General features: G+C 68.4%; 26 protein-coding genes. 10 read left to right on the top strand and 16 right to left on the bottom strand.

The annotated features are described in order from the left end of the window. Positions 1 to 23 precede the first annotated feature (23 nt). Entirely contained in the window at positions 24 to 569 is a 546-nt protein-coding gene (locus G6N61_RS03655; protein WP_163917302.1) for an SAM-dependent methyltransferase, read from the bottom strand. Between the two features lie 6 nt (positions 570 to 575). Beyond that, positions 576 to 2,120 (bottom strand): class I adenylate-forming enzyme family protein, encoded by a 1,545-nt coding sequence (locus G6N61_RS03650; protein ID WP_163917301.1) that lies wholly within the window; start codon positions 2,118 to 2,120, stop codon positions 576 to 578. A gap of 109 nt (positions 2,121 to 2,229) precedes the next feature. Here G6N61_RS03650 and G6N61_RS03645 point away from each other — a divergent pair, with 109 nt between their 5' ends. After that, entirely contained in the window at positions 2,230 to 3,252 is a 1,023-nt protein-coding gene (locus G6N61_RS03645) for an NADP-dependent oxidoreductase (protein WP_163917300.1), read from the top strand. Between the two features lie 10 nt (positions 3,253 to 3,262). Further along, positions 3,263 to 4,264: an ankyrin repeat domain-containing protein gene (locus tag G6N61_RS30755; protein WP_235887393.1), complete on the top strand. Its 1,002-nt coding sequence runs from the start codon at positions 3,263 to 3,265 to the stop codon at positions 4,262 to 4,264. Here the strand turns inward: G6N61_RS30755 and G6N61_RS03635 are convergent. From G6N61_RS03635 to G6N61_RS03625, 3 genes are all read right to left on the bottom strand, one after another. Continuing rightward, positions 4,249 to 6,642 (bottom strand): ATP-binding cassette domain-containing protein, encoded by a 2,394-nt coding sequence (locus G6N61_RS03635; protein ID WP_163917298.1) that lies wholly within the window; start codon positions 6,640 to 6,642, stop codon positions 4,249 to 4,251. The two genes, G6N61_RS30755 and G6N61_RS03635, sit on opposite strands and share 16 nt — an antisense overlap. Positions 6,643 to 6,675: 33 nt before the next feature. Beyond that, positions 6,676 to 7,086, bottom strand: coding sequence for a VOC family protein (locus G6N61_RS03630; RefSeq protein WP_163917297.1), 411 nt, complete (start codon positions 7,084 to 7,086; stop codon positions 6,676 to 6,678). A 73-nt stretch (positions 7,087 to 7,159) separates the two neighbouring features. Then, positions 7,160 to 7,609, bottom strand: coding sequence for a helix-turn-helix transcriptional regulator (locus tag G6N61_RS03625; protein ID WP_163917296.1), 450 nt, complete (start codon positions 7,607 to 7,609; stop codon positions 7,160 to 7,162). Positions 7,610 to 7,662: 53 nt separating this feature from the next. Here G6N61_RS03625 and G6N61_RS03620 point away from each other — a divergent pair, with 53 nt between their 5' ends. Both G6N61_RS03620 and G6N61_RS03615 read left to right on the top strand, forming a co-directional pair. Next, positions 7,663 to 8,031, top strand: a complete 369-nt coding sequence (locus G6N61_RS03620) for an NYN domain-containing protein (protein ID WP_163917295.1) — start codon at positions 7,663 to 7,665, stop codon at positions 8,029 to 8,031. Positions 8,032 to 8,232: 201 nt separating this feature from the next. Continuing rightward, positions 8,233 to 9,180, top strand: a complete 948-nt coding sequence (locus G6N61_RS03615; RefSeq protein ID WP_163917294.1) for a GlxA family transcriptional regulator — start codon at positions 8,233 to 8,235, stop codon at positions 9,178 to 9,180. Between the two features lie 4 nt (positions 9,181 to 9,184). Here G6N61_RS03615 and G6N61_RS03610 read toward each other — a convergent pair whose 3' ends face one another. Beyond that, the gene (locus G6N61_RS03610) at positions 9,185 to 10,192 is read right to left on the bottom strand and encodes a zinc-dependent alcohol dehydrogenase family protein (protein WP_163917293.1); all 1,008 of its coding nucleotides are present in this window, start codon (positions 10,190 to 10,192) and stop codon (positions 9,185 to 9,187) included. Positions 10,193 to 10,419: 227 nt separating this feature from the next. Continuing rightward, the gene (locus G6N61_RS03605; RefSeq protein WP_163924573.1) at positions 10,420 to 11,124 is read right to left on the bottom strand and encodes an SDR family oxidoreductase; all 705 of its coding nucleotides are present in this window, start codon (positions 11,122 to 11,124) and stop codon (positions 10,420 to 10,422) included. Positions 11,125 to 11,258: 134 nt separating this feature from the next. Between G6N61_RS03605 and G6N61_RS03600 the strand changes: the two genes are divergently transcribed. Beyond that, entirely contained in the window at positions 11,259 to 11,675 is a 417-nt protein-coding gene (locus G6N61_RS03600; protein ID WP_163917292.1) for a GlcG/HbpS family heme-binding protein, read from the top strand. A 58-nt stretch (positions 11,676 to 11,733) separates the two neighbouring features. Continuing rightward, on the top strand, positions 11,734 to 12,843 hold the full coding sequence (locus tag G6N61_RS03595; RefSeq protein WP_163917291.1) for a spore photoproduct lyase family protein: 1,110 nt from the start codon (positions 11,734 to 11,736) through the stop codon (positions 12,841 to 12,843). Here G6N61_RS03595 and G6N61_RS03590 read toward each other — a convergent pair. From G6N61_RS03590 to G6N61_RS03580, 3 genes are read right to left on the bottom strand one after another with little or no spacing between them, the layout of a single operon-like run. Next, complete coding sequence (locus G6N61_RS03590; RefSeq protein WP_163917290.1) at positions 12,831 to 14,189, bottom strand: NAD(P)/FAD-dependent oxidoreductase; 1,359 nt, start codon at positions 14,187 to 14,189, stop codon at positions 12,831 to 12,833. The genes G6N61_RS03595 and G6N61_RS03590 overlap by 13 nt on opposite strands. Before the next feature lie 6 nt (positions 14,190 to 14,195). After that, positions 14,196 to 14,612 carry a PPOX class F420-dependent oxidoreductase gene (locus G6N61_RS03585; RefSeq protein ID WP_235887392.1) on the bottom strand — a complete coding sequence of 139 codons (417 nt, stop codon included), beginning with the start codon at positions 14,610 to 14,612 and terminating at the stop codon, positions 14,196 to 14,198. Between the two features lie 51 nt (positions 14,613 to 14,663). Then, entirely contained in the window at positions 14,664 to 15,047 is a 384-nt protein-coding gene (locus G6N61_RS03580; RefSeq protein WP_163917289.1) for a nuclear transport factor 2 family protein, read from the bottom strand. Between the two features lie 144 nt (positions 15,048 to 15,191). Between G6N61_RS03580 and G6N61_RS03575 the strand changes: the two genes are divergently transcribed. Then, positions 15,192 to 16,541 (top strand): APC family permease, encoded by a 1,350-nt coding sequence (locus G6N61_RS03575; protein ID WP_163917288.1) that lies wholly within the window; start codon positions 15,192 to 15,194, stop codon positions 16,539 to 16,541. Positions 16,542 to 16,563: 22 nt separating this feature from the next. On the opposite strand, the gene G6N61_RS03570 is transcribed toward G6N61_RS03575, so the two are convergent. Further along, on the bottom strand, positions 16,564 to 17,241 hold the full coding sequence (locus tag G6N61_RS03570) for an alpha/beta hydrolase (protein ID WP_163917287.1): 678 nt from the start codon (positions 17,239 to 17,241) through the stop codon (positions 16,564 to 16,566). A gap of 111 nt (positions 17,242 to 17,352) precedes the next feature. Here G6N61_RS03570 and G6N61_RS03565 point away from each other — a divergent pair, with 111 nt between their 5' ends. The 3 genes from G6N61_RS03565 to G6N61_RS03555 all read left to right on the top strand — a co-directional run bounded on the left by G6N61_RS03565 (position 17,353) and on the right by G6N61_RS03555 (position 18,463). Then, the gene (locus G6N61_RS03565; protein ID WP_163917286.1) at positions 17,353 to 17,790 is read left to right on the top strand and encodes a VOC family protein; all 438 of its coding nucleotides are present in this window, start codon (positions 17,353 to 17,355) and stop codon (positions 17,788 to 17,790) included. Positions 17,791 to 17,859: 69 nt separating this feature from the next. Next, a complete protein-coding gene (locus G6N61_RS03560) occupies positions 17,860 to 17,997 on the top strand; it encodes a hypothetical protein (protein ID WP_163917285.1) in 138 nt (45 codons plus the stop codon). A gap of 13 nt (positions 17,998 to 18,010) precedes the next feature. Then, on the top strand, positions 18,011 to 18,463 hold the full coding sequence (locus tag G6N61_RS03555; RefSeq protein WP_163917284.1) for a hypothetical protein: 453 nt from the start codon (positions 18,011 to 18,013) through the stop codon (positions 18,461 to 18,463). Here the strand turns inward: G6N61_RS03555 and G6N61_RS03550 are convergent. From G6N61_RS03550 to G6N61_RS03535, 5 genes are all read right to left on the bottom strand, one after another. After that, positions 18,448 to 19,383 (bottom strand): NAD(P)/FAD-dependent oxidoreductase, encoded by a 936-nt coding sequence (locus G6N61_RS03550; protein WP_163917283.1) that lies wholly within the window; start codon positions 19,381 to 19,383, stop codon positions 18,448 to 18,450. The two genes, G6N61_RS03555 and G6N61_RS03550, sit on opposite strands and share 16 nt — an antisense overlap. Positions 19,384 to 19,437: 54 nt before the next feature. Next, on the bottom strand, positions 19,438 to 19,677 hold the full coding sequence (locus G6N61_RS03545) for a hypothetical protein (protein WP_163917282.1): 240 nt from the start codon (positions 19,675 to 19,677) through the stop codon (positions 19,438 to 19,440). Between the two features lie 15 nt (positions 19,678 to 19,692). Continuing rightward, positions 19,693 to 19,815, bottom strand: coding sequence for a hypothetical protein (locus G6N61_RS31090; RefSeq protein ID WP_264077334.1), 123 nt, complete (start codon positions 19,813 to 19,815; stop codon positions 19,693 to 19,695). Continuing rightward, complete coding sequence (locus tag G6N61_RS03540) at positions 19,815 to 19,991, bottom strand: hypothetical protein (RefSeq protein ID WP_163917281.1); 177 nt, start codon at positions 19,989 to 19,991, stop codon at positions 19,815 to 19,817. Before G6N61_RS03540 ends, G6N61_RS31090 begins: the two co-directional genes overlap by 1 nt. A 77-nt stretch (positions 19,992 to 20,068) precedes the next feature. Then, complete coding sequence (locus G6N61_RS03535) at positions 20,069 to 20,812, bottom strand: NADPH-dependent F420 reductase (RefSeq protein WP_407666468.1); 744 nt, start codon at positions 20,810 to 20,812, stop codon at positions 20,069 to 20,071.

Below are 20,812 nucleotides of genomic sequence, written 5' to 3'. Positions count from 1 at the left end.
ATCGCCGAGGCCGCAGCCCGCGGTCACCGCCGTGCCAGGAGCCAGGCCCGTCCGTCGCGTTCCCCGGAGGCCAGGACGTCGAGGTGGGCGAAGGCGCGGTCCAGTTCGCCGGCTGCGACGCGGAACCTGCCGGTGTACCCACCCACCTCGCTGAGTGCGCTCGCAGCCAGCAGACCGCCCGGGGTGAGACGCGCGGTGATCGCGGCGTCGAGGCGGGCGTTGCGGAAGGCCAGGCAGAGGATGACGTCCGCCATCGGCCCGGCAGGCAGCCCCTCGTCGAGGTCGGCGACCTCGAAACGGCACCGTTCCGCGACACCTGCGGCGGCGGCGAGTTCGATGGCGCGGCGTACCGCTACGGGCGAGACGTCGACGCCGAGCACGTCCATGCCCCGACTCGCCAGCCAGACCGCCGCCGCGCCGTCACCGCACGCGACGTCCAGCGCCGAACCGGCCGAGGGGAACTGCGCGACGAAGGGCCGGAACGCCTCCGGCAGCCCGATCGAATCCGTTGTCGCCGCTGGCCTTTCGGCATAGCGGGCGTCCCAGCGGGCGCGGTCGTCGTCGGACACCTCTGATCACGCCAAGGCGTCGTCGAGCACCATGGCCCGCAACGTCCGACGGTCCAGCTTGCCGCTGGCGAGCGTCGGGATGCGGTCGGCGGTAGTGATCACCCACCTGGTGGGGACCTTGTACGCCGAGAGCCGGATGCGAACGCGTTCGGTGAGTGCGTCCACGTCGACGTCCTCGCCGGCGGGCACGACGACGGCGCATACCTCCTCACCGCGCTCGGGATGCTCGAGACCGACGACCACGCACTGGGTCACGTCGGCGAAGTCGTTGACCACGGCTTCGACTTCCAGCGGTGAGACGTTCGCTCCGCCCGACTTGATCAGCTCACTGGTGCGTCCGACGTAGAACAGTCGAGGGTCTCCCTCGCGGCGGTAGACGCGGTCGCCGGTGTGGTACCACCCGTCCGGGTCGAACGTGTCGGCCCGCTCGCGCTTGTTGTACCCCGCCATGACGCCGACGCCCCGGATGAGGAGTTCGCCGGTCGTGCCGTCGGGCACGGCACGTCCGTCCTCGTCGACGACGGCGATCTCGGTGCAGGAGAAGCCGCCGGCGGTCTCGGACATGGTGCGGTGCGCCGGGAATCCGTCGGGAACGTCGGTCATCGCGATGTCGACCGGCCCGTCGCGCAGCATGGGTGCGCTGTCGAGGTCGCGGGTGGCGAAGCTCGGATGGTCGCGCAGCCGCTGGGTGAAGGCCGGCCACCCCACGATGCCCGTGGCCCGTTCGCGCTCGATCAGGTCGAGAGCGGCCTCGGCGTCGAGCCGCGGCAGCACCAGCAGCGTGATCGGTTCGTGCAGTGCGCCCGTGGTCGCGAGCAGCCCGCCGATCCAGAAGAACGGCATGGCACACAGGATCCGCGCGTCGCCCGTGGATCCGGTGACGGCCCGGATGGCTACCGGCCAGGTCGAGGTCTGCCGGATCAGGGTGCCGTGGGTGTGCAGCACGCCCTTCGGGTCGGCGGTGGATCCGGAGGTGTGCACCATGACGGCGAGGTCGGCCGGCGTCACCTCTCGCTCCACGCTCCTGAGCACCTCCTCGGGCACCAGCAGGTCGTCCGTCGTGTCCCAGCGGGTCGCCCACCTCCGGTCCGACGCGTCGACGAGCACCACCGCGCGCAGGTACGGCGCGTCGGCCATGGCGATCCGGTTGGCGCGTTGGCCGGTGAGGTGGGGGAACGCCGCCTCGAGGCGCTCGGCGACGTCGATGTGCAGCACCCGGGCGGGGGCGACGAGGAGGCCGATGTCGCCGAGGCGCACGACCTTGGCGATCTCGGCCGGCGTGTAGAGCGTGCTCAGCGGCACCACCACGGCGCCGATGCGCGACGCGGCCAGCCACCAGACCACCCACTCGGCACCGTTGGGGAAGAACAGGCCGACGCGCGCACCCTTGCCGACTCCGGTGGCGAGCAGTCGGCGCGCCACATCGGCCGACCGTCGCTCGGCCTCGCGGTAGGTGAGCCGGTCGGTCGGGGTGACCACGTACTCCACGTCGCCGGACTCGCGGGCCCGGCGGGCGAGGACGTCGGAAACCGTCGGACGGAGGTCTGTCACGTTCGCATCCTCTCCCACGCCGTCGCCGCATCGGTCGCGAACGACTCCCGCGCACGCCTCGCGTCGGCATTCCCACCGAAACCACTCGGGCGTTGGGTAGCGTCGCGGCGTGCCAGAAACGTTGAATCGCCAGGTGGTGTTGCGGCGCAGGCCGACCGGTCTGGTGGCTCCCGAGGACACCGAACTCGTGTCCTCTCCGATGCCCGAGCCCACCGAAGGCGAGGCGCTGCTTCGCAACACCTACGTCGGCATCGACGCAGCCGTCCGCACGTGGCTCAACGATCAGCCCGGCTATCTGCCGCCGGTTCAGCTCGGTGAGGTGATCCGGGCTGCCGGCATCGGCGAGGTCGTGGCGTCGAAGTGCGATGCCTTCGCGGTCGGCGACATCGTGACGACGCTGTCGGGCTTTCAGGAGTACACCCTGATCCGCGACGACCTGTTCTCCACGCCGATGCCGGGGCTGAACGATCAGTTGGCGATCATGTCGGTCTACGGGCCGACGGGCGCGACGGCGTACTTCGGGATGATGGACATCGGCAAGCCCACGCAGGGGGAGACGGTCGTGGTGTCGGCGGCGGCGGGCGCGACGGGCTCGATCGCCGGGCAGATCGCGATGGTCCACGGCGCGCGGGTCGTCGGCATCGCCGGTGGACCCGAGAAGTGCCGTGCGGCAATCGAATCCTTCGGTTTCGACGCGTGCATCGACTACCGCGGCGGCGACGTCGCCGCGGAACTCAAGCGCCACTGCCCGAAGGGCATCGACGTCTACTTCGACAATGTCGGCGGGCCGATCCTCGACGCGGTGCTCGGGCGTTTGGCCCGCAACGCGCGGGTGGTGCTGTGCGGCGTCATCTCCAGTTACCTCGACGGCGACCACCCGGGCCCGGCGAACTACGTCAATCTGCTGGCCAAGACCGCCACGATGCAGGGCTTCAACGCGCTCGACCAGTGGGGCCGGTTCGACGAGGCGTTCGCCTGCCTGCACAGGTGGGAGCGCGACGGCCTGCTCAAGCACCGGCAGACCATCTTCAAGGGCGTGGAGTCGTGCGTCGACGCGCTCAACGGCCTGTTCACCGGTGCGAACATCGGCAAGATGCTCGTCGAGGTCAGCCCGCCGACCACTGGCGGCTAGGAGGACCGCCGTGGCCGATTCACGTCCTGACCGCCCGCTGATCGTCGACCCGTCGCGGGTCGACGACACCACCGGCGAACCGGCGGATCGATTCTGCGCCTTGGCATCGCTGCGCTACGACGACACCGATGCGCCGCCCCGATGGCGGGCTGCCGGCGATCTCCTGGCTGCACATCCCGACGTGGTGCGTCAGCACGTGTGGGCCGCCTCGACGGCGGCCGACGTGAATGCGCTCCAGGAGCACCTCGTGAACGCCGCGGTCGCCGACGCGGCCGGAGGGCCGTTCGGCTGGACGCCGCTGATGTACCTGGCGTACTCGCGTGTTCCCCCGTCGGGCGAAGGCGCCGACGTCGTGACCGCGGCGACGATGCTGCTGGATGCCGGCGCCGACCCGAATGCGGGTTACCTGTGGCGCGGCATGACGCCGCCGTTCACCGTTCTGACGGGCGTCTTCGGCGAGGGGGAGCAGGGGCCGCGCAGGCAACCCAGACATCCCCGCGCCACGGAGCTGGCGACGCTGCTGCTTCGACGCGGCGCTCACCCGGTCGACCAGCAGACGCTCTACAACCGGATGTTCCGCGCCGACGATTCACATCTCGAGTTGCTGTTCGCGCACGGACTGGCCGCGGCCGGGCCGAGCCCCTGGGAACGCCTCCTGGGCAACGCGATGGAATCGCGCGCCGACATGTGGAGTCGGCAGGTGCAGTGGGCCGCCGAGCACGGTTTCAGTAAACGGCTGGCACTGCTCGATCGGCACGGCATCGACGTCTCCGGCGTCGACCTCGTCGAACCGACCGCACCGACGGACCCGAACGCACGCGACCACGACGGCGCGACACCCCTGCACCACGCTGCCTGGGACGGCGACCTGACCCGCATCCGGGAGCTGCTGGCCGCAGGAGCCGACCCGACGATCACCGACGGCCGCTTCGGAACGACCCCGCTCGGCTGGGCCGAACATGCGTACCAGACGGAAGCGGCTGAGCTGCTGCGATTTCAGGCCCCTACGTAGTCCGCAAGGTGCTGGCCGGTCAGCGTGTCCCGCTTGGCCACGAGATCGGCAGGGGTGCCCTCGAACACGACGCGTCCGCCGTCGTGGCCAGCGCCAGGCCCGAGGTCGATGATCCAGTCGGCGTGCGCCATCACGGCTTGGTTGTGCTCGATGACGATGACCGACTTCCCGGAGTCGACGAGGCGGTCGAGCAGGGCGAGCAGCCGGTCGACGTCGGCGAGGTGCAGGCCCGACGTCGGCTCGTCGAGGACGTAGACCTCCGGCTTGTCGCGGCCCTTGGCGACCATGTGGGTCGCCAGCTTGAGCCGTTGCCGTTCACCGCCGGACAGCGTGGTCAGCGGCTGACCGAGCGTCAGGTACCCGAGTCCGACGTCGGCGAGACGGTCGAGGATCTCGTGTGCCTTCGGCGTCTTGGCTTCGCCGTCGCCGAAGAACTCGAGCGCCTCGTCGACCGGCATCGCCAACACCTCGCTGATGTCGCGGCCCCCGAAGCGGTACTCCAGTACCGATGCGTCGAAGCGCTTCCCCTCGCAGACGTCGCACGGGGCAGCTACGCCGGCCATGATCGCCAGATCGGTGTAGATGACGCCCGCGCCCTTGCAGTTCGGGCAGGCGCCGTCGGAGTTGGCGCTGAAGAGAGCCGGTTTGACGTCGTTGGCCTTGGCGAACGCCTTGCGAATCGGCTCGAGTAGCCCCGTGTAGGTGGCCGGGTTGCTCCGCCGGGAACCGCGGATCGGGGTCTGGTCGACGGCGACGACGCCATCGACGCCTGCCACGGAGCCGTGAATGAGGGAACTCTTGCCCGAGCCCGCAACTCCGGTGACGACGACCAGGACTCCGAGTGGGATGTCGACGTCGACGTCCTGCAAGTTGTGGGCGTTGGCTCCGCGCACCTGCAGCACCTCGTCGGCGGTACGCACCTCGTCCTTGAGGGCGGCCCGGTCGTCGAGGTGGCGCCCGGTGAGGGTGCCGCTCTTGCGTAGTTCGGCGACGGTTCCCTCGAACACCACCTCACCGCCGTCGCTGCCTGCGCCGGGGCCCAGGTCGACGACGTGGTCGGCGATGGCGATGGCCTCCGGTTCGTGCTCGACGACCAGCACGGTGTTTCCCTTGTCGCGCAAGCGGAGTAGCAGGTCGTTCATCCGGTCGACGTCGTGCGGGTGCAGGCCGATGGTCGGCTCGTCGAAGACGTAGGTGACGTCGGTGAGCGCCGAACCGAGGTGCCGGATCATCTTGACCCGCTGCGACTCTCCGCCGGAGAGCGTGCCGGACGGTCGGTCCAGCGATAGGTAGCCGAGGCCGATCTCGACGAACGAGTCGAGCGTGCGGCGGAGCGCGTCCACCAGCGGCCCGATCGAGGGGTCCTCGATGTCCTTCGCCCAGTCCGCGAGTTCGGTGATCTGCATGGCCGAGACCTCGGCGATGTTCACGCCCTTGATCTTCGACGACCTCGCGAGCTCCGAGAGTCGCGTGCCGCCGCAGTCCGGACAGGTCGTGAACGTGACGGCCCGCTCGACGAACGCGCGGACGTGCGGTTGCATTGCCTCGACGTCCTTGGACAGGTAGGACTTCTTGATCTGCGGGATGAGGCCGAGGTACGTGAGGTTGACGCCGTCGATCTTGAGCTTGGTGGCGTCCTTGTACAGGAGGGCGTCGAGTTCCTTCTTGGTGAACTGCTCGATCGGCTTGTTGGGGTCGAAGAAGCCGCAGCCGTTGAAGATTCGGCCGTACCAGCCCTCCATGCTGAAGCCGGGAATCGTCAGCGCACCGTCGTTGAGCGACTTGGTGTCGTCGTACAGCGCGGTCAGGTCGATGTCGTTGATCGAGCCGCGTCCCTCGCAGCGGGAGCACATGCCGCCGGTGATGCTGAACTCGCGTCGCTCCTTGACGGTGCTGCCGCCGCGTTCGATGGTTACCGCACCGGCGCCGCTGATGGAGGCCACGTTGAACGAGAATGCCTGCGGTGAGCCGATGTGCGGATCACCGAGCCGGCTGAACAGGATTCGCAGCATCGCGCCGGCGTCGGTCGCGGTGCCGACGGTCGAGCGGGGATCGGCACCCATCCGCTCCTGGTCGACGATGATCGCGGTCGTCAGCCCCTCCAGGACGTCGACGTCGGGCCGCGCCTGCGTCGGCATGAAGCCCTGCACGAAGGTGCTGTAGGTCTCGTTGATCAGCCGTTGCGACTCCGCGGCGATGGTTCCGAACACGAGCGAACTCTTGCCCGACCCCGATACGCCGGTGAACACCGTGAGCCTGCGCTTGGGCAGCTCGACGTTCACGTTCTTCAGGTTGTTCTCCCGCGCGCCGAGGACGCGGATCAGGTCGTGGGCGTCGGCGGTCGGTTGGGCGGCGGTGCTGCGGCTCTTCGTCGCCATGCTTCCCTTCCTGTCGTAGCTGGTGGTGTCAGCTCAGTGCAGTTCCTGGATGCGGATCATGGTGCCCGCGGGATCCCGCACGGCGCAGTCTCGCACCCCGTAGGGCTGTTGGGTCGGCTCCTGCACGATCTCGGCGTTGCTCGCCTGCAGTCGCTCGAAGGTGGCGTCGAGGTCCTTGGTCGCCAGCACGATGATCGCGTAGGTGCCCTTGGCCATCATCTCCGCGATGAGGCGGCGTTCGTCGTCCGTGGTGCCGGGGTCGGCGGCGGGAGGGTGCAGCACGATGGACGTGCCGGGTTGGTTGACGGGGCCGACGGTGATCCAGCGCATCTTGCCCCCGCCGACGTCGAGGCGGACCTCGAAGCCGAGCACGTCTCGGTAGAAGGCGAGCGACTCCTCCGGGTCGTCGTGGGGGAGAAACGTGTTGTGAATGGTGATGTCCATGGCGGTGACGTTAGGTGCGGCCGGGCAGCCGATGCTTCTCGATTCCTGATCGATGCCCCGGGCGCGCCGGGCGTCAAGCCCGGTGGAGCTGGGCGACGGGTGCGTCCCGGTTGCGGACCGGCCTGGTCGCCTGCTTCTCGACGCAGGACGGCATGCCCTCGGTGGCCCGTTGGTGCTGGCGCCGGTACTCGCTCGGAGGGATGCCGACGAGTTCGGCGAAGCGGGTGCTGAAGGTGCCCAGGGACGAGCACCCCACCGCAAAGCAGACTTCGGTGACGGTCAGGTCGCCGCGGCGCAGCAGGGCCATCGCTCGCTCGATGCGGCGCGTCATCAGGTAGGAGTAGGGCGCTTCGCCGAATGCGGCCTTGAACTGTCGCGACAGGTGTCCTGCCGACATGCCCGCCCCGCGCGCCAGGGCCTCGACGTCGAGCGGCCGTGCGTACTCGCGGTCGATCCGATCGCGGACGCGTCGCAGCAGCTTGAGGTCGTGCAGTCGCTGCTCTTCTGCCGCTCGGCTCGCCACGTGGCGATGGTGTCACGTCGTGCCGGGGTTGCCCAGACCCGTACGGTCGGTCGATGCACTGGATCGTCGACGCGATGAACGTGATCGGCTCGCGTCCGGACGGCTGGTGGCGGGATCGCCGTTCGGCCATGGAGGCGCTCGTTGGCCGCCTCGACCGGTGGGCCGCAGCGCGGGATGACGCCGTCACGGTGGTGTTCGAGCGTCCGCCGCAGCCGCCGATGGAGAGCAGCGTCGTGGAGATCGCATTCGCCCCTGCGGCCGCACCCAACTCCGCCGACGACGAGATCGTCCGACTCGTCTCCGCGCATCGCGACGCCAGCGAGGTCGTCGTCGTGACGTCAGATTCCGTTCTGGTCGAACGGGTTCGGCGCGCCGGCGCCACCGCGCATCCATCCAAGGCCTTCCGCGACATGCTCGACTGAGCGCTCGCGCAAGACCACCGACGTGTGCCCACCCAGCCCCCTTTCCGCGAGCGTGCGTGTCTGCGGGCGACACGCCGGCGAGAAACAGGAGATTGCGCACGCTCGCCGACGGGAGAGCGCCGCCGAGCACGTGGCGGTAACGCGCACACGTGCGAGGATGGCGACGCGGTCGGCACGCGCCGGCCGGATCGGAGTCGGGCGATGCAGCGACCGCACCGGGTGGTGGTCCTCGTACTCGACGGGGCGCTGCCGTTGGACGTCGGGATCCCGACCGAGGTGTTCCATCCGGAGACGGGCTTCCCCTACGAGGTGTCGACATGCGGGGTCATGGCCGGAACGGTGCCGTCCAATGGGGGCTTCGGGTACGCGGTCCCGCGGGGCCTGGACGCACTGGCCGACGCGGACACGATCGTCGTCCCGGGGTACGCCCCTTCGGGCCGGCCGATACCGGTGGAGGTGCACGAAGCGCTCCGCACCGCCGCGTCCCAAGGGACGCGCATCGCGTCGATCTGTTACGGCGCGTTCGCCCTCGCGGATGCCGGCCTGCTCGACGGCCTGCGGGCGACGACGCACTGGGATGCTGCGGAGAAGCTCGCGGAGCGGCATCCGGAGATCACGGTTGAGCCGAACGTCCTCTTCGTCGACGAGGGAGCCATCCTCACCTCGGCGGGTGCCGCCGCCGGTCTCGACCTCTGCCTGCACATCGTTCGCCGCGACCTCGGCGTGAGCGCGGCGAACGAGATCGCACGGGGACTCGTGACCGCGCCCTACCGGACCGGGGGACAGGCTCAGTACCTGCCGAAGACCACCTCTACAGCACATGGCGATTCCCTTGCCACGACGCGTGAATGGGCTCTGACGCAGCTCGACCAGCCGCTCACGATCGCCGGACTCGCCGCACACGCGCGGATGTCGCCCCGCACGTTCATGCGGCGCTTCACCGAGGAGACCGGCAGCACCCCGCTGCAGTGGATCCTGCGGGCGCGGGTCGACACAGCCCGCGAACTCCTGGAGAGCACGAGGCTGTCGGTCGACCGCATCGCCGAGCAGGTCGGCTTGGGAACCGGGTCGAACCTCCGGCTGCACTTTCGTCGGCTTCTGGACGTGTCGCCCTCGGAGTACCGCGCCACCTTCGCCGGGCGCAGCTGACCGACTACGCGATGCGAGGCGGAAGTTCGACGGTGTCGCCTGCCACGTCGATGGCGACCTTGCCGCGCAGTGCATACGAGCGCCTGTTCTCCAGCAGCTCGAGAGCCTCGCCCGTTCGAGCCAGCGGCAGCGTCGCACCGATCACCGGCGTCACCAGACCGCGCTCGACCAGCGTGGTGAGCGCGTCGAGCTTGCCCCGGTTCTGCCGGGTGAACACGAAGTGATAAGCGGCATTCTTACCCCACGCTTCGATCAGGTTCTGCGGCTGGGCGATGTCGACGATGCTCACCACCCGTCCATAGTCGGCGAGCAGCAACGGACTTCGCGTCAACGCGTCACCACCGATGGTGTCGAACACCACCTCGACCCCCTTGCCGTGCGTCGCCTCGGCCACGGCCTCGACGACATCGGCGGAGGTGTAGTCGATGGCCACATCGGCCCCCAGGGAACGCACGAACTCGTGGTCGCTGGCCTTGGCGGTGGTGATCACCCGAGCGCCGATGGCCGCGGCGATCTGGATCGCGATCGTGCCGACACCGCCCGCCCCGCCATGGATGAGGATCGTCTCCGCCACGCTGAGCTGGGCCCGGGTCACCAGGGCCTCCCATACCGTTCCGCCCACCAGCGTCAGGCTCGCCGCCTCCAGGTGCGTGAGGTTCTCGGGCTTGCGGCCGACGAGGTCGACGTCGACGACGTGCTGCTCGGCATAAGAGCCGGGGCCGCCGAAGATCTGAGGGGTGTAGTACACGCCGTCGCCGACGCCGAACTCGCGCACGTCGGACCCGACGTCTTCGATCACACCGGAGACGTCGTGGCCGATGATCGCCGGCAGCGGCACCAGATCCGAGTAGTCTCCGCGACGGATCTGATAGTCCAGCGGGTTGACCGCGCTCGCGTGCACCCGCACCCGCACCTGGCGCGCCCCGACCCGCGGCACCTCGACGTCACGCAATTCGAAGGCATCAGCCCCGCCGAACCGGGCGAGCACGACGGCCTTCATCAGATCGGTCATAACGGAGTTCCTCATCGTGGTTCTAGCGCGCGGCGGACGGGTTGTCCCTCCCAGTGTCGCGCCCGCGATCCACACACTCCAGTGGCGGCAATGCCAATATCCGCGAGATTAGTGACACGCCTGCTACCGCCCGTCACCTCGGCGAGCGTGCGCAAACTGCCGTTCTCAGTCGGCGTGTCGCCCGCAGACACGCACGCTCGCGGAGGAAGCCAACCCGCGGCCAGCCGCTAGGACATGGCGGCGAGACGCTCGGAGGCGGGCTTGTCGAGCAACGCGCGGACGGTGCGCGTCATGTCGTCGGCGAGAACGTCTTCAGCGCCCGACTCGATGCCGTCGAGCACCGCTCGCACGACGTCCGCGGGATCCGACTTGGGGGTGTCGGCGAAGGCGTTGCCCATGTCGGTGTCGACGAGACCGACGTAGACGCCGACCACCTGCACGCCGCGAGGACCCAGTTCGAGCCGCATGGAGTCCGTCGCGCTCCACAGTGCGGCCTTCGTGACGCCGTAGCTGGCACCGATGGGCAGCCAGGCGAGCACCGAGGCGACGTTGACGATCGCGCCCGACCGCTCGGCGATTCCGTCGGCGAACGTCGACGCCATGGCAAGCGGCCCGAAGAGGTTGGTCTCCAACTCCTCTCGCAGTGACGCGGTGTCCGCGGACAGCACCGATGCGCCGCGCGCGATGCCCGCATTGTTGATGAGCACGGAGACGTCGGAAGCCACGCGCCCGGCCTCGGCCACCGACGCAGCGTCGGTCACGTCGAGGCGCAGTGCGACGACGCGCGGATCGGATGCGTCGATTCGAGAGGCGTCGCGGGCCGCCGCGTAGACCTTGGCCACGCCCCGGTCGAGCAACTGCGTCACGTACTGCCGCCCCATGCCGCGATTGGCTCCGGTGACGAGGACGGTCTGATTGGCCAGTGAGGTCATTCCCTGCTCCAGTTCTTGGTTGGCCGCCGGGTACACCGAGCGGTTTACTGGATTGACCGTACACGCGACGACGGCTTCGGGTAAACCCATCGGTATGCTTCGTCGGTGACCGAACGAACCTATGGATCGCTCCCGTGACCCTCGACCTGGATGCCGCGAATCGCATCATCGCCGGCGCACACGCCGAAGCACGCCGACGGGCGGTCCTGGTGTCCGCCGCAGTCGTCGACGCGGGCGGGAACCTCGTGGCGTTCGGCCGGATGGACGGCGCCGAGATCGCCGGGCCGGTACTCGCCGTCGACAAGGCATACACCGCCATCGCGAACCGCATCGCGACGTCGGAACTGGCGACGCTCGCCGCGCCGGGAGGGGAGCTGTTCGGACTGCACGCCAACGGCGGCGGCCGGTTCGTCATCTTCGGTGGTGGCGTTCCAGTGTGGATCGACGGGGTCGTGGTCGGCGGGGTCGGGGTGAGCGGTGCGAGTACCGCCGACGACGAGGCCTGTGCGCTGGCCGGCCTCGACACCTTGGGCCCCGGGCACGCGAAATAGGACCCATCACACGTTGCCGACTGGAACTCCCAGCCCACCGGCGGGCGTTGTACCTAGCATGACGTCCACGTCCCCTGACGTGCCTGTTCGCCGCACCCCGGCCGAGCTGGCCGACCGGCTGATCGACATCAAGCGGATCTATCACGAACCCGACATCGAGCGGTTCCCGCGGGCTCGCGACGTGATGGATCGGTTCCCCGAGGCCGAGCGCGTCCAGATCCTGTCGCACCAGGCGATCCCCGGGCTCTACGGCAACGAGGGCAGTGCCGCGGACTGGGTCCGCAACAAGCGCGAGGTGCTGGTCCTCGGCGAGAAGAAGAGCCTCGCGGCGCGCCGCAACGAACGCTCGAGCGACTGGATCGCACCGTCGACGGCCAACGGCTGCGCGATGGCCTGCTCGTACTGCTACGTGCCGCGACGCAAGGGTTACGCCAACCCGATCACGGTGTTCGCGAACATCGAGAAGATCACCGGGTACCTGGAACGCCACGCCAAGCGCCAAGGCCCCAAGCTCGTGCCCAATCAGTGCGATCCGGTCGACTGGATCTACGACATCGGCGAGAACAGCGACTGCTCGGCGGACGCGATGGTGTCCGACAACGTCCGCGACCTCGTCGGCCTCTTCGCTCGAATTCCCAACGCCAAGGCCAGTTTTGCCACGAAACTGGTCAACCGTGACCTGCTCGACTACGACCCGAGGGGCGGGACCCGGGTGCGGTTCAGCCTCATGCCGGAGCAGACGTCGCGCCTGGTCGACGTGCGGACGTCCAAGGTCGCCGACCGCATCGCCGCCATCGACGACTTCGTCGCCGCCGGGTACGAGGTGCACCTCAACTTCAGTCCCGTGATCGTGCACGAGAACTGGCTCGCCGACTGGGCCGAGCTGCTCGAGCAGGTGGCCGATGGAACGAACGACCGCACCAAGGCCCAGCTCGCGGCGGAGATCATCTTCCTCACCCACAACGAGGGTCTGCACGACGTCAACATGCTGTGGCACCCCAGGGGCGAGGACCTGCTGTGGCGGCCGGACCTGCAGCAGGCCAAGCGCAGCCAGAACGGTCAGTGGAACGTCCGCTACAAGTCACCCTGGAAGGGCCGCTGGGTCCAACAGCTCACCGATCTCATCGACGAGAAGCTGCCGACCTGCCGCGTCCGCTACGCCTTCTGATCGTCCTTGGCCGCGTGGTTGCCCTGGTGAACGGGCGACTCCCAGGTGTACGGCTCCTCGGGATGACCGGAACCACCGAGGATGAACGTGCGGTCCGTGCGATTGGCACGCGCGATCGAGGCCATCCACGTCGCGACCGTGCTGACCCGGTTCTGCACCCCGGTGAGGAACGCGATGTGGATGAACCCCCAGCCCAGCCAACCCAGCCGACCGGTGAGCTTCACCGGACCAGCCTGCAGCAGCGCATGTCCGCGGCTGATGTACGCCGCCGATCCGAGGTCGCGATACCGGTACTTCCGCCGACCGCGGGTGGCGAGGTCACGCCGGATGCACGCCGCGACGTGCCAGCCGCCCTGCATTGCGTTCTCGGCAACACCCGGTAGCCCCTCGCGCCCAGCGAGATCACCGACGACGAACACGTCCGGGTGACCTGGCACCGACAGATCCTCGTTCACCGTGATGCGGCCGGAGCGATCGGTGGTCGCGTCCAGCATCTCTGCGGCGTGACGGGCGAATGGCACGGCTTCGACGCCGGCGGTCCACAACACCGTCCGGGTGGCGTACTCCTCGTCCGGCCCGCCCCCCTTCGGGCTCACCGTGATGCCGTCGCGCCGGACGTCGGTGACGTGCACGCCGAAGTGCATCTCGACGCCGAGTTCCTCCAACGTCCGGCCAGCCTGATGGGCCAAGGCCGGCGCGAAGGTCTTCAGCACGCGATCACCGCCGTCGAACAGCAGCACCCGCGCTTCCTCCGGCTCGATCGCATGGAACTCGTTGGCCAGCGCCCGCGTCGCGAGTTCCCTGATCTGCCCGGCCAATTCGACGCCGGTGGGGCCCGCGCCGGTGACGGCGAAGGTGAGCCAGCTGTCCCGTTCCGGACCAGGAGGCAGCGTCTCGGCGATTTCGAAGGCACCGAAGAGGCGGCGCCGGATGCTCAGCGCGTCGTCGAGGGTCTTCATCCCCGGTGCCCACGCGGCGTACTCCTCATGCCCGAAGTACGACTGCCGCATCCCGGCGGCAATCACCAGGTAGTCGTAGTCGAGGGTGTACTGGCTGTCGTCGGGACGGCGCGCGGTCAGGGTCCGCGCGTCGGCGTCGAGTCGGACGGCCTCGCCGAGCAGGGTCTGCACGTTGTGGTAGTCGGCCAGTTCCTCGCGGAGCGACCGGCTGATCTGGCCGATGCTCAGCGTTCCGGTCGCACATTGGTAGAGCAGCGGCTGGAACACGTGGCATGCGGCGCGGTCGAGCACCGTGACGTCGACGTCGACCTTGCCGAGTCGCCGCGCACAAAACAGTCCACCGAAACCACCGCCGATGATGAGTACCTTGGGGCGCGCCCTGCTCATGTCGGATCAACTACCCTTCGTCGGCTGAGGCGAGATGCGCAGCAGGACACGGCTCTTGCGCCCCCGCGCGGCGATGGTCTCGATCAGGGTCATCACCCGGAACTCCAGGCCGTACTTCTGCTTCACCAGGTTCTCCACCCTGGACACCTCGGCCGGATCGGTCACCACCTCGGCGGTGCCCTCGAGCACCGGTTCGCCGGCGTCGACCCTCCCGGTCCGCCCACACGCGCGAAGCGTCACCCGGGGGTTGCGGCGCGCTCGCTTGACCTTCCACGAGTCTGCGGGCGTCCACGCCGAGAGACGAGTACCGTCGCGCACGATCCACATCGGCGTCGCGACTGCTTCACCACTGCGCTTGTACGTCGTCAGCGAGACGAACTTCTCGCCGGATAGACGCGTTGCCAGAGCCGTCGTGTCGTTCACACCGCTCACTGTGCCACCGGTGACTCGAGATCCTCGCGTTGGGCGATCGGCTCAGCGTTTCGCCTCGGCGCTCAGGAACGCCGCCGTGTCGTAATAGGTGCGGAATGCCGTGATCGATTCGCCGTCGGCCTCGAAGATGCTGACGCCGTCGTAGCTGAAGTCACTGCCGTCGCGCAGGGTTCCGTTCGAGGTCCACTCGAGGACGACGAGGTCTCCGTCGACCACCTGATGCTTGAAGTCGGATTCGATGTCGCCGAAGACGTCGCGGTACTGCTGCCAGAAGGCGCGCGCACCGTCCTTGCCGCTTTCCTCGTGCGGGAGACCCGCCTTGCTCAAGGTGGCGTCGTCGCCGAACAATTCGACGAGCGGGTCGACGTCGTTGCTGGTGTGGAGTTCGCCCAATGCGGACACGAATCGTTCTGCCATGTCAGTCATGAGGGTGCTGTACCCGAAGGCAGCGGGATCACACGACACGTCACCGCTACGTCACAGGAGATGCGTAGCTCAACCCCGACGGGGTATGACCTATGCCGAACTGGCGATGACGGGGTCGCCTGCCATGCAGTGCGGGAGGCGTACATGACATCGGAAGCTCGAGCGCACGACGACACCGAGGTCGGCGAGGACACCAAGCTCAAGCGCGGCATCACCGGACCACTGCTGTTCCTGTTCATCCTCGGCGACGTGCTCGGTGCGGGCATCTACGCGCTGATGGGAGTGCTGGCCGAGGACGTCGGCGGCGTCTTGTGGGCGCCGCTCGTGGCGGCGCTGGTGCTGGCGCTGTTGACTGCGGGCTCCTATGCCGAACTGGTCACCAAGTATCCGAAGGCCGGCGGCGCCGCCGTCTTCGCCGAGCGCGCGTTCAAGCAACCGGTGCTGTCGTTCCTCATCGGCTTCTGCATGCTCGCCGCGGGTGTCACCAGCGCCGCCGGCCTCGCCCTTGCCTTCGCGGGGGACTACCTGTCGACGTTCATCGACGTGCCCGCGGTGCCGGCAGCCATGGTGTTCCTGGTCCTCGTCGCCTGCCTCAACGCCCGGGGCATCAGCGAATCGATGAAGAGCAACATGGTGATGACGGTGATCGAACTGTCGGGTCTGCTCATCGTGATCGTCGCGGTGGCGGTGATGGTCGGTGGTGGCCGCGGCGAGGTCGACAGGATCACGCAGTTCCCGGACGGCTCGGTGCCTGCCATGGCGATCCTCGGCGGCGCCATCGTTGCCTACTACTCATTCGTGGGATTCGAGACCTCGGCCAACGTCGCCGAGGAGATCCGCAATCCGAGCAAGGTGTATCCCGCCGCACTGTTCGGCGCACTCGTCACCGCAGGCGTCGTCTATGCGCTCGTCGGAATCGCCAGCGCCATCGCCCTGCCCGCGAACGAGCTGTCGGAGTCATCGGGCCCGTTGCTCGCGGTGGTCGGCGCCTCGGGCGTCAACGTCCCGGACTGGCTGTTCAGTGCCATCGCACTGGTCGCCGTGGCCAACGGCGCACTGCTGACCATGATCATGTCGAGCCGACTGGCGTACGGGATGGCCGAGCACGGCCTGTTGCCAAGCGTGCTGAATCGCGTTCTGCCGCAACGTCGGACGCCGTGGGTCTCAATCGTCGCGACGACGGCGGTCGCGATGGTGCTGACCCTGGTGGGAGACCTCTCCACGCTCGCCGAAACCGTCGTGTTGCTGCTGCTGTTCGTGTTCATCTCGACCAACGTCGCCGTGCTGGTGCTCCGCCGCGACGCCGTCGAGCACGATCACTTCCGGGTCTGGACGTTCGTGCCCGTGCTCGGCGTCTTGTCGTGCGTGCTGCTGCTCACCCAGCAGACTGCGACGGTCTGGCTGTTCGGCGCCATCCTGCTGGCAGTCGGCGCCGTGCTCTACCTCGCAGCCCGCGCAGCGACCCGGCGGTCGTCCAGGCCGTCGTCCACCTAAGTCGTCCACCAAGTCGTCCCCCCTAGTCGGGCCGAACGCCCACCACTGCCGCGATGCGCGCTGCCACGTCGGAGGCGACGTCTCGGGTCGCGCCATCGGTCGCGGGGACGTAGACGTCGGCCACTGAGTCGTGGGCGGCGCCTGCGATCGAGGCGTGGTCGGCATCCAGCATCGCAACCTCCACCGGCCAACCGGCCGCGCGCAATGCCTCCCCGAATTCGGTGCTGGCCTTCGGGGGCACCACGTCGTCGGCCGCGCCGTGCAGGAGGGTGAACGGCGTGCCGATCTCCTCGGAGGAGAGGCTCTCGGTCACGTGCAGGCCAGATATCGGGCCCGCGGCCATGAACGCGCCCGCGAGGCACACCGTGTGGGTGAGATCGATCTCGAGCCGATGCGCGTGCACCGTGAGGTCCGCCGCTGCGAGCCCGCCCATCGACCACCCGACCAGCACCAGGGGACCGGACCCGAAGCCCCTGGCGAAGTCCAACGACGCCAGCAGGTCCGAACGCCCTCGATCGTCGGCGTGGGAGTTCCAATCAGAGGCAAGAACGTGGAGGCCGTGGCCGGCGACGAGGTCGGCCAGCACAGCGACGGACGCTCTGGCGTCGGTCTGCATGCCGTGCCACATCAGCACGGTGGGACGGGAGGGCTCGCCATGGAGATCGGCCTTGCGTCCCGGGGCGTATTCGACGGTTTCCACGGGCCCAGAATGCCCTCGCGGCCCGAATGCAATCCCCAACGGTGGAACGGGTACCCCCGACGTGACCTAGCCCGCATGTCGAAAGGACGACCATGACGATAGGACTACTTCGTGTCCCGTGAAGTTCAGGTGACGTTCGACTGCGCCGACCCCGCCGCACTGGCCACGTTCTGGGCCGAGGTGTTGGGGTACCAGGTGCAGGCTCCACCTCCCGGGTTCGACACCTGGGATGCCGCGTTGGAATCGATGGGGGTCCCGCAGGAGCACCGCAACGACGCGTCGGCCTTGGTCGATCCCGAGGGATCGGGACCGCGGATCTTCTTCCAGCGCGTCCCGGAGGGCAAGGACGCGAAGAACCGCGTCCACCTCGACGTGCGCGCAGCACCGGACCTGACGGGTGAGGAGCGCATGGTGGCGCTGGAGGCCGTATGCGCTCGCCTCGTGGCCGTGGGCGCGACCCGCATCGGTCGGCACGAGCCGGAGCCGCCGTTGAACGCCGGCCACATCGTCCTCGCCGATCCCGAGGGCAACGAATTCTGCCTGGACTGAGCACGACACCGCGGGTTGGCGGGAAGGTCGACTGGGTACGCGGTTCGCTACCAAGTGGAAGGGCGCGACATGACCGATCCCACGGATCAGCGGCACGAAGAACACCTGACGGCCGAGGAGGACGACGGCTCGGCGGAATTCCAGCCCGAGGACGGCGGAACGGCGTCACCGCCGTTGGGTGACCCCGGGTCCATCGAACGGGGTTGAGTACGGTGCGCCGGTGACGTCGCCGTCGCGGCCCGTGACCGAGCAGACGCTCGGTGCCTGGGTCATCAAGTGCAACCCGAAGTCGACCGCGCTGGAACCGATGGTCGCGGCGGGCCGGGCGAAGCCGTCCTGGTGCATTGCCGACAACTATCGTTCGCGGTTGATCGAAACTGGTCAGCGCGTGCTGTTCTGGGTGTCGGCGCACCCCCGCCGCGGGATCTGGGGCGCGGGCCGGATCGCCGGCAGGCCGTATGCCGAAGCCGACGGCTTGCGCGTTCCGACCGAGATCGGTCTGTTCGACGATCCGGTGACCGCAGAGGAGTTAACAACCGTGCCCGTGTTGCGCACGATGGAGGTCTTCCGGTCGCCGCAGCAGGCCAACCCATCGTGGGTCAGCCGAACGGAACTCGAGGCATTGGATGAGCTGTTACCCAGGTCACCGGTCGTCGGTCACGCCGGCGGATAGGGCAGGCCGAAGTCGTCCGACAGCAGACTCTGGACGATGATCATCGCGGCCTGCGATCCTGCGGCGATGGCGCCGGCGAGGTGGGGCTGCTTGGTGCAGACGTCACCGGCGGCGAAGACGGTCGGCGCGTTGGTCCGGTGGATCTGGTCCACGTCGAGCGCGTCACCGGCGAGTGGGCCCGGTGTGCATGCCGCGCCGAGTTGTTCGGCCAACCGGGTCCGCTGACTCAGCGGCGCCTCGACGAGCAGGCCGTCGCGCTCGAGCCGGTCGCCGTCGGCGAAGACGACGGCCGTGAGCCGGCCTTCGGTGCTGGCCAGTTCCGCGACGCGTCGCTGGTCCACCTCCACTTTGGCCACCTGCAGCATCCGGAGCTGCTCGGAATCCAATTGCGTTGGCCCGTCGGTCAACAACATCACGTCGTCGCTCCAGCCCCGCAGCATCAGGGCGGCATGGACGGCTTCTTCCCCGGAGGCCAGGGCCGCCAAACGCTCGTCCCGCATCTCCCAGCCGTGGCAGAACGGGCACTGGAAGACCGACGATCCCCACAGCTCACCGATTCCGGGAAGGTCCGGCGGGTTGTAGTTCATTCCAGTGGCCAGGAGAACCCTTCGTGCACTGAGGGTTTCGCCGTCGGCCAGGTCCAGCAGGTAACCGTCCTCGCCCGAACTGCCGCGCACGACCTCTCCGGTGCGGAATTCGACGGATGGATAGGCCTCCAGCTCGCTTCGCCCCTGCGCGTACAGCTCCGCGGGCGATCGTTGGTCGTAGCCGAGTAACCCACCGATCGTGGGCGAGGCCCGGTTGCTCTGATGGCCGGCGTCGATGACCACGACTTGCCTGCGGGCCCGTCCGAGGACGAGGGCGGCGCTCAGGCCAGCGGCTCCCGCACCGACGACCGCGCATTCCCATTGTTGCGACACCCTTGGACGATTGCCGGGATCAGCCGCATGAAACGTCCGAAAAACGAAGTGGACCTAGCAGGTCCAGCCCGTGAGCGGGGGCCAGGAGTCCACGTCCTGGCCACCGGAACGCAGCACGACGTATTGGTAGTCCTCCGCGGCTGCGACCGCCACGGTATCGGCGAAGACGCGGCGACACTCGTCCTCGGATCCGCGGGCGACGACGTCCTCGGAGGCGCCGTCGCCCGCGTCACCACGGTTGACCGGCTTCGCGGTCACCACTTCCCATTGGCTTTCGCCGTCGAGGGATTCCATCACGAAGGCGTTGGCTCAGTCGGTTTCGGCGTCGGGGAGACCGTCGGCCGGTGGTGTCGAGTACGCGGGATTCGCCGCCGGCACGTCGTTCTCGGGTGTCTGGTCCTGCTCGGGGTCGTTGCTCTCGGGGTTCGTCATCATCGCTCCTGACTGGGCCGCTCGGCGTCGACGATCTCGCGCTCGTGTTGCGTGCGGCGTTCCAGTTCGCCGTCGTCGAGGTGCTTGGATTCCTTGGCGTGCTCCCGATGATCCGGGTGCACCTCTTCGGTCGGCACCATCACCTGGTTCAAGTCAGCAACGTCATCTGATGTCATGAAGGAAGCGTTACCCATTCTCGGCCGGATATTCACTTGCGGCACACATCTCCCGGGATTGGCGGTCCCGGTGATCACTACGGGTCGACGAGGTCCATCTCCGCCGGATTCGACCCGCCGATCGCCTGGGACACGAAGCTCCGCGTGGTCAGCGGGCCGCCGAACTGCTGTAGGAGACCACCTTGGTCGTTGCGCCCGAGATCGATTGGCTCGAAGCCCATGCGGTCGATGAGGGCGGCGATCTCGGCGTTGGCGTCGGCGTGATTGCCGGAGAGGAACAGGACGCGGCGGCCTCCGCGGCCGTCTCCTGGCTCGCGCGCCAGCACGCGGGCCCAGGTGTGTCCGAAGGCCTTGACCACTCGGGCATTGGTGGCCCAGTCCGCGACGAGATCCGACGACGGGCGACCGCCGAGGTCGGCGGGGGAGAAGTCGGTGTAGTCGATGGCGTTCGTGGCGTCGACGATGATTCGTCCGCTCCAATCCGCGACCCGTTCCGCCAGTCCCTGGACCGCTTCGAACGGCACGGCGAGGATCACGACGTCCGCGGCGAGCGCGTCGGACAACTCCGCCGGCTCGACCTGCGGGCCGATCTCATCGACGAGACGTGCCACGGCCTCGACGCCGCGCGCGTTCGCGACGCGGACCGGAACGTCGATGCGGGCGAACGCCCTGGCCACTGCCGAACCGATGTTCCCCGAGCCGATGATCGAGTAGCTCATGGTCATCCCTTCTTCGTGCCGGCGCGAAGCCGGCGGTCGAGTTTTGTATCGACCGATATACAACCATCTCGGCGCCGGGTTCGCCTGTCGCCCTAAACTCAC

The organism is Mycolicibacterium arabiense (genome assembly GCF_010731815.2).
In the GTDB taxonomy this organism is placed as follows: domain Bacteria; phylum Actinomycetota; class Actinomycetes; order Mycobacteriales; family Mycobacteriaceae; genus Mycobacterium; species Mycobacterium arabiense.
Note: the sequence above shows the minus strand (reverse complement) of the source record. Positions and strands in the feature narration are given on the sequence as shown.

Excerpts from the sequence above, each read along its gene's own strand:
- G6N61_RS03635 (WP_163917298.1), bottom strand. The coding sequence starts at position 6,642 with ATGGCGACGAAGAGCCGCAGCACCGCCGCCCAACCGACCGCCGACGCC.
- G6N61_RS03630 (WP_163917297.1), bottom strand. The coding sequence starts at position 7,086 with ATGGACATCACCATTCACAACACGTTTCTCCCCCACGACGACCCGGAG.
- G6N61_RS03620 (WP_163917295.1), top strand. The coding sequence starts at position 7,663 with ATGCACTGGATCGTCGACGCGATGAACGTGATCGGCTCGCGTCCGGAC.
- G6N61_RS03615 (WP_163917294.1), top strand. The coding sequence starts at position 8,233 with ATGCAGCGACCGCACCGGGTGGTGGTCCTCGTACTCGACGGGGCGCTG.
- G6N61_RS03610 (WP_163917293.1), bottom strand. The coding sequence starts at position 10,192 with ATGACCGATCTGATGAAGGCCGTCGTGCTCGCCCGGTTCGGCGGGGCT.
- G6N61_RS03605 (WP_163924573.1), bottom strand. The coding sequence starts at position 11,124 with ATGACCTCACTGGCCAATCAGACCGTCCTCGTCACCGGAGCCAATCGC.
- G6N61_RS03595 (WP_163917291.1), top strand. The coding sequence starts at position 11,734 with ATGACGTCCACGTCCCCTGACGTGCCTGTTCGCCGCACCCCGGCCGAG.
- G6N61_RS03590 (WP_163917290.1), bottom strand. The coding sequence starts at position 14,189 with ATGAGCAGGGCGCGCCCCAAGGTACTCATCATCGGCGGTGGTTTCGGT.
- G6N61_RS03580 (WP_163917289.1), bottom strand. The coding sequence starts at position 15,047 with ATGACTGACATGGCAGAACGATTCGTGTCCGCATTGGGCGAACTCCAC.
- G6N61_RS03575 (WP_163917288.1), top strand. The coding sequence starts at position 15,192 with ATGACATCGGAAGCTCGAGCGCACGACGACACCGAGGTCGGCGAGGAC.
- G6N61_RS03560 (WP_163917285.1), top strand. The coding sequence starts at position 17,860 with ATGACCGATCCCACGGATCAGCGGCACGAAGAACACCTGACGGCCGAG.
- G6N61_RS03545 (WP_163917282.1), bottom strand. The coding sequence starts at position 19,677 with ATGGAATCCCTCGACGGCGAAAGCCAATGGGAAGTGGTGACCGCGAAG.
- G6N61_RS31090 (WP_264077334.1), bottom strand. The coding sequence starts at position 19,815 with ATGACGAACCCCGAGAGCAACGACCCCGAGCAGGACCAGACACCCGAG.
- G6N61_RS03540 (WP_163917281.1), bottom strand. The coding sequence starts at position 19,991 with ATGACATCAGATGACGTTGCTGACTTGAACCAGGTGATGGTGCCGACC.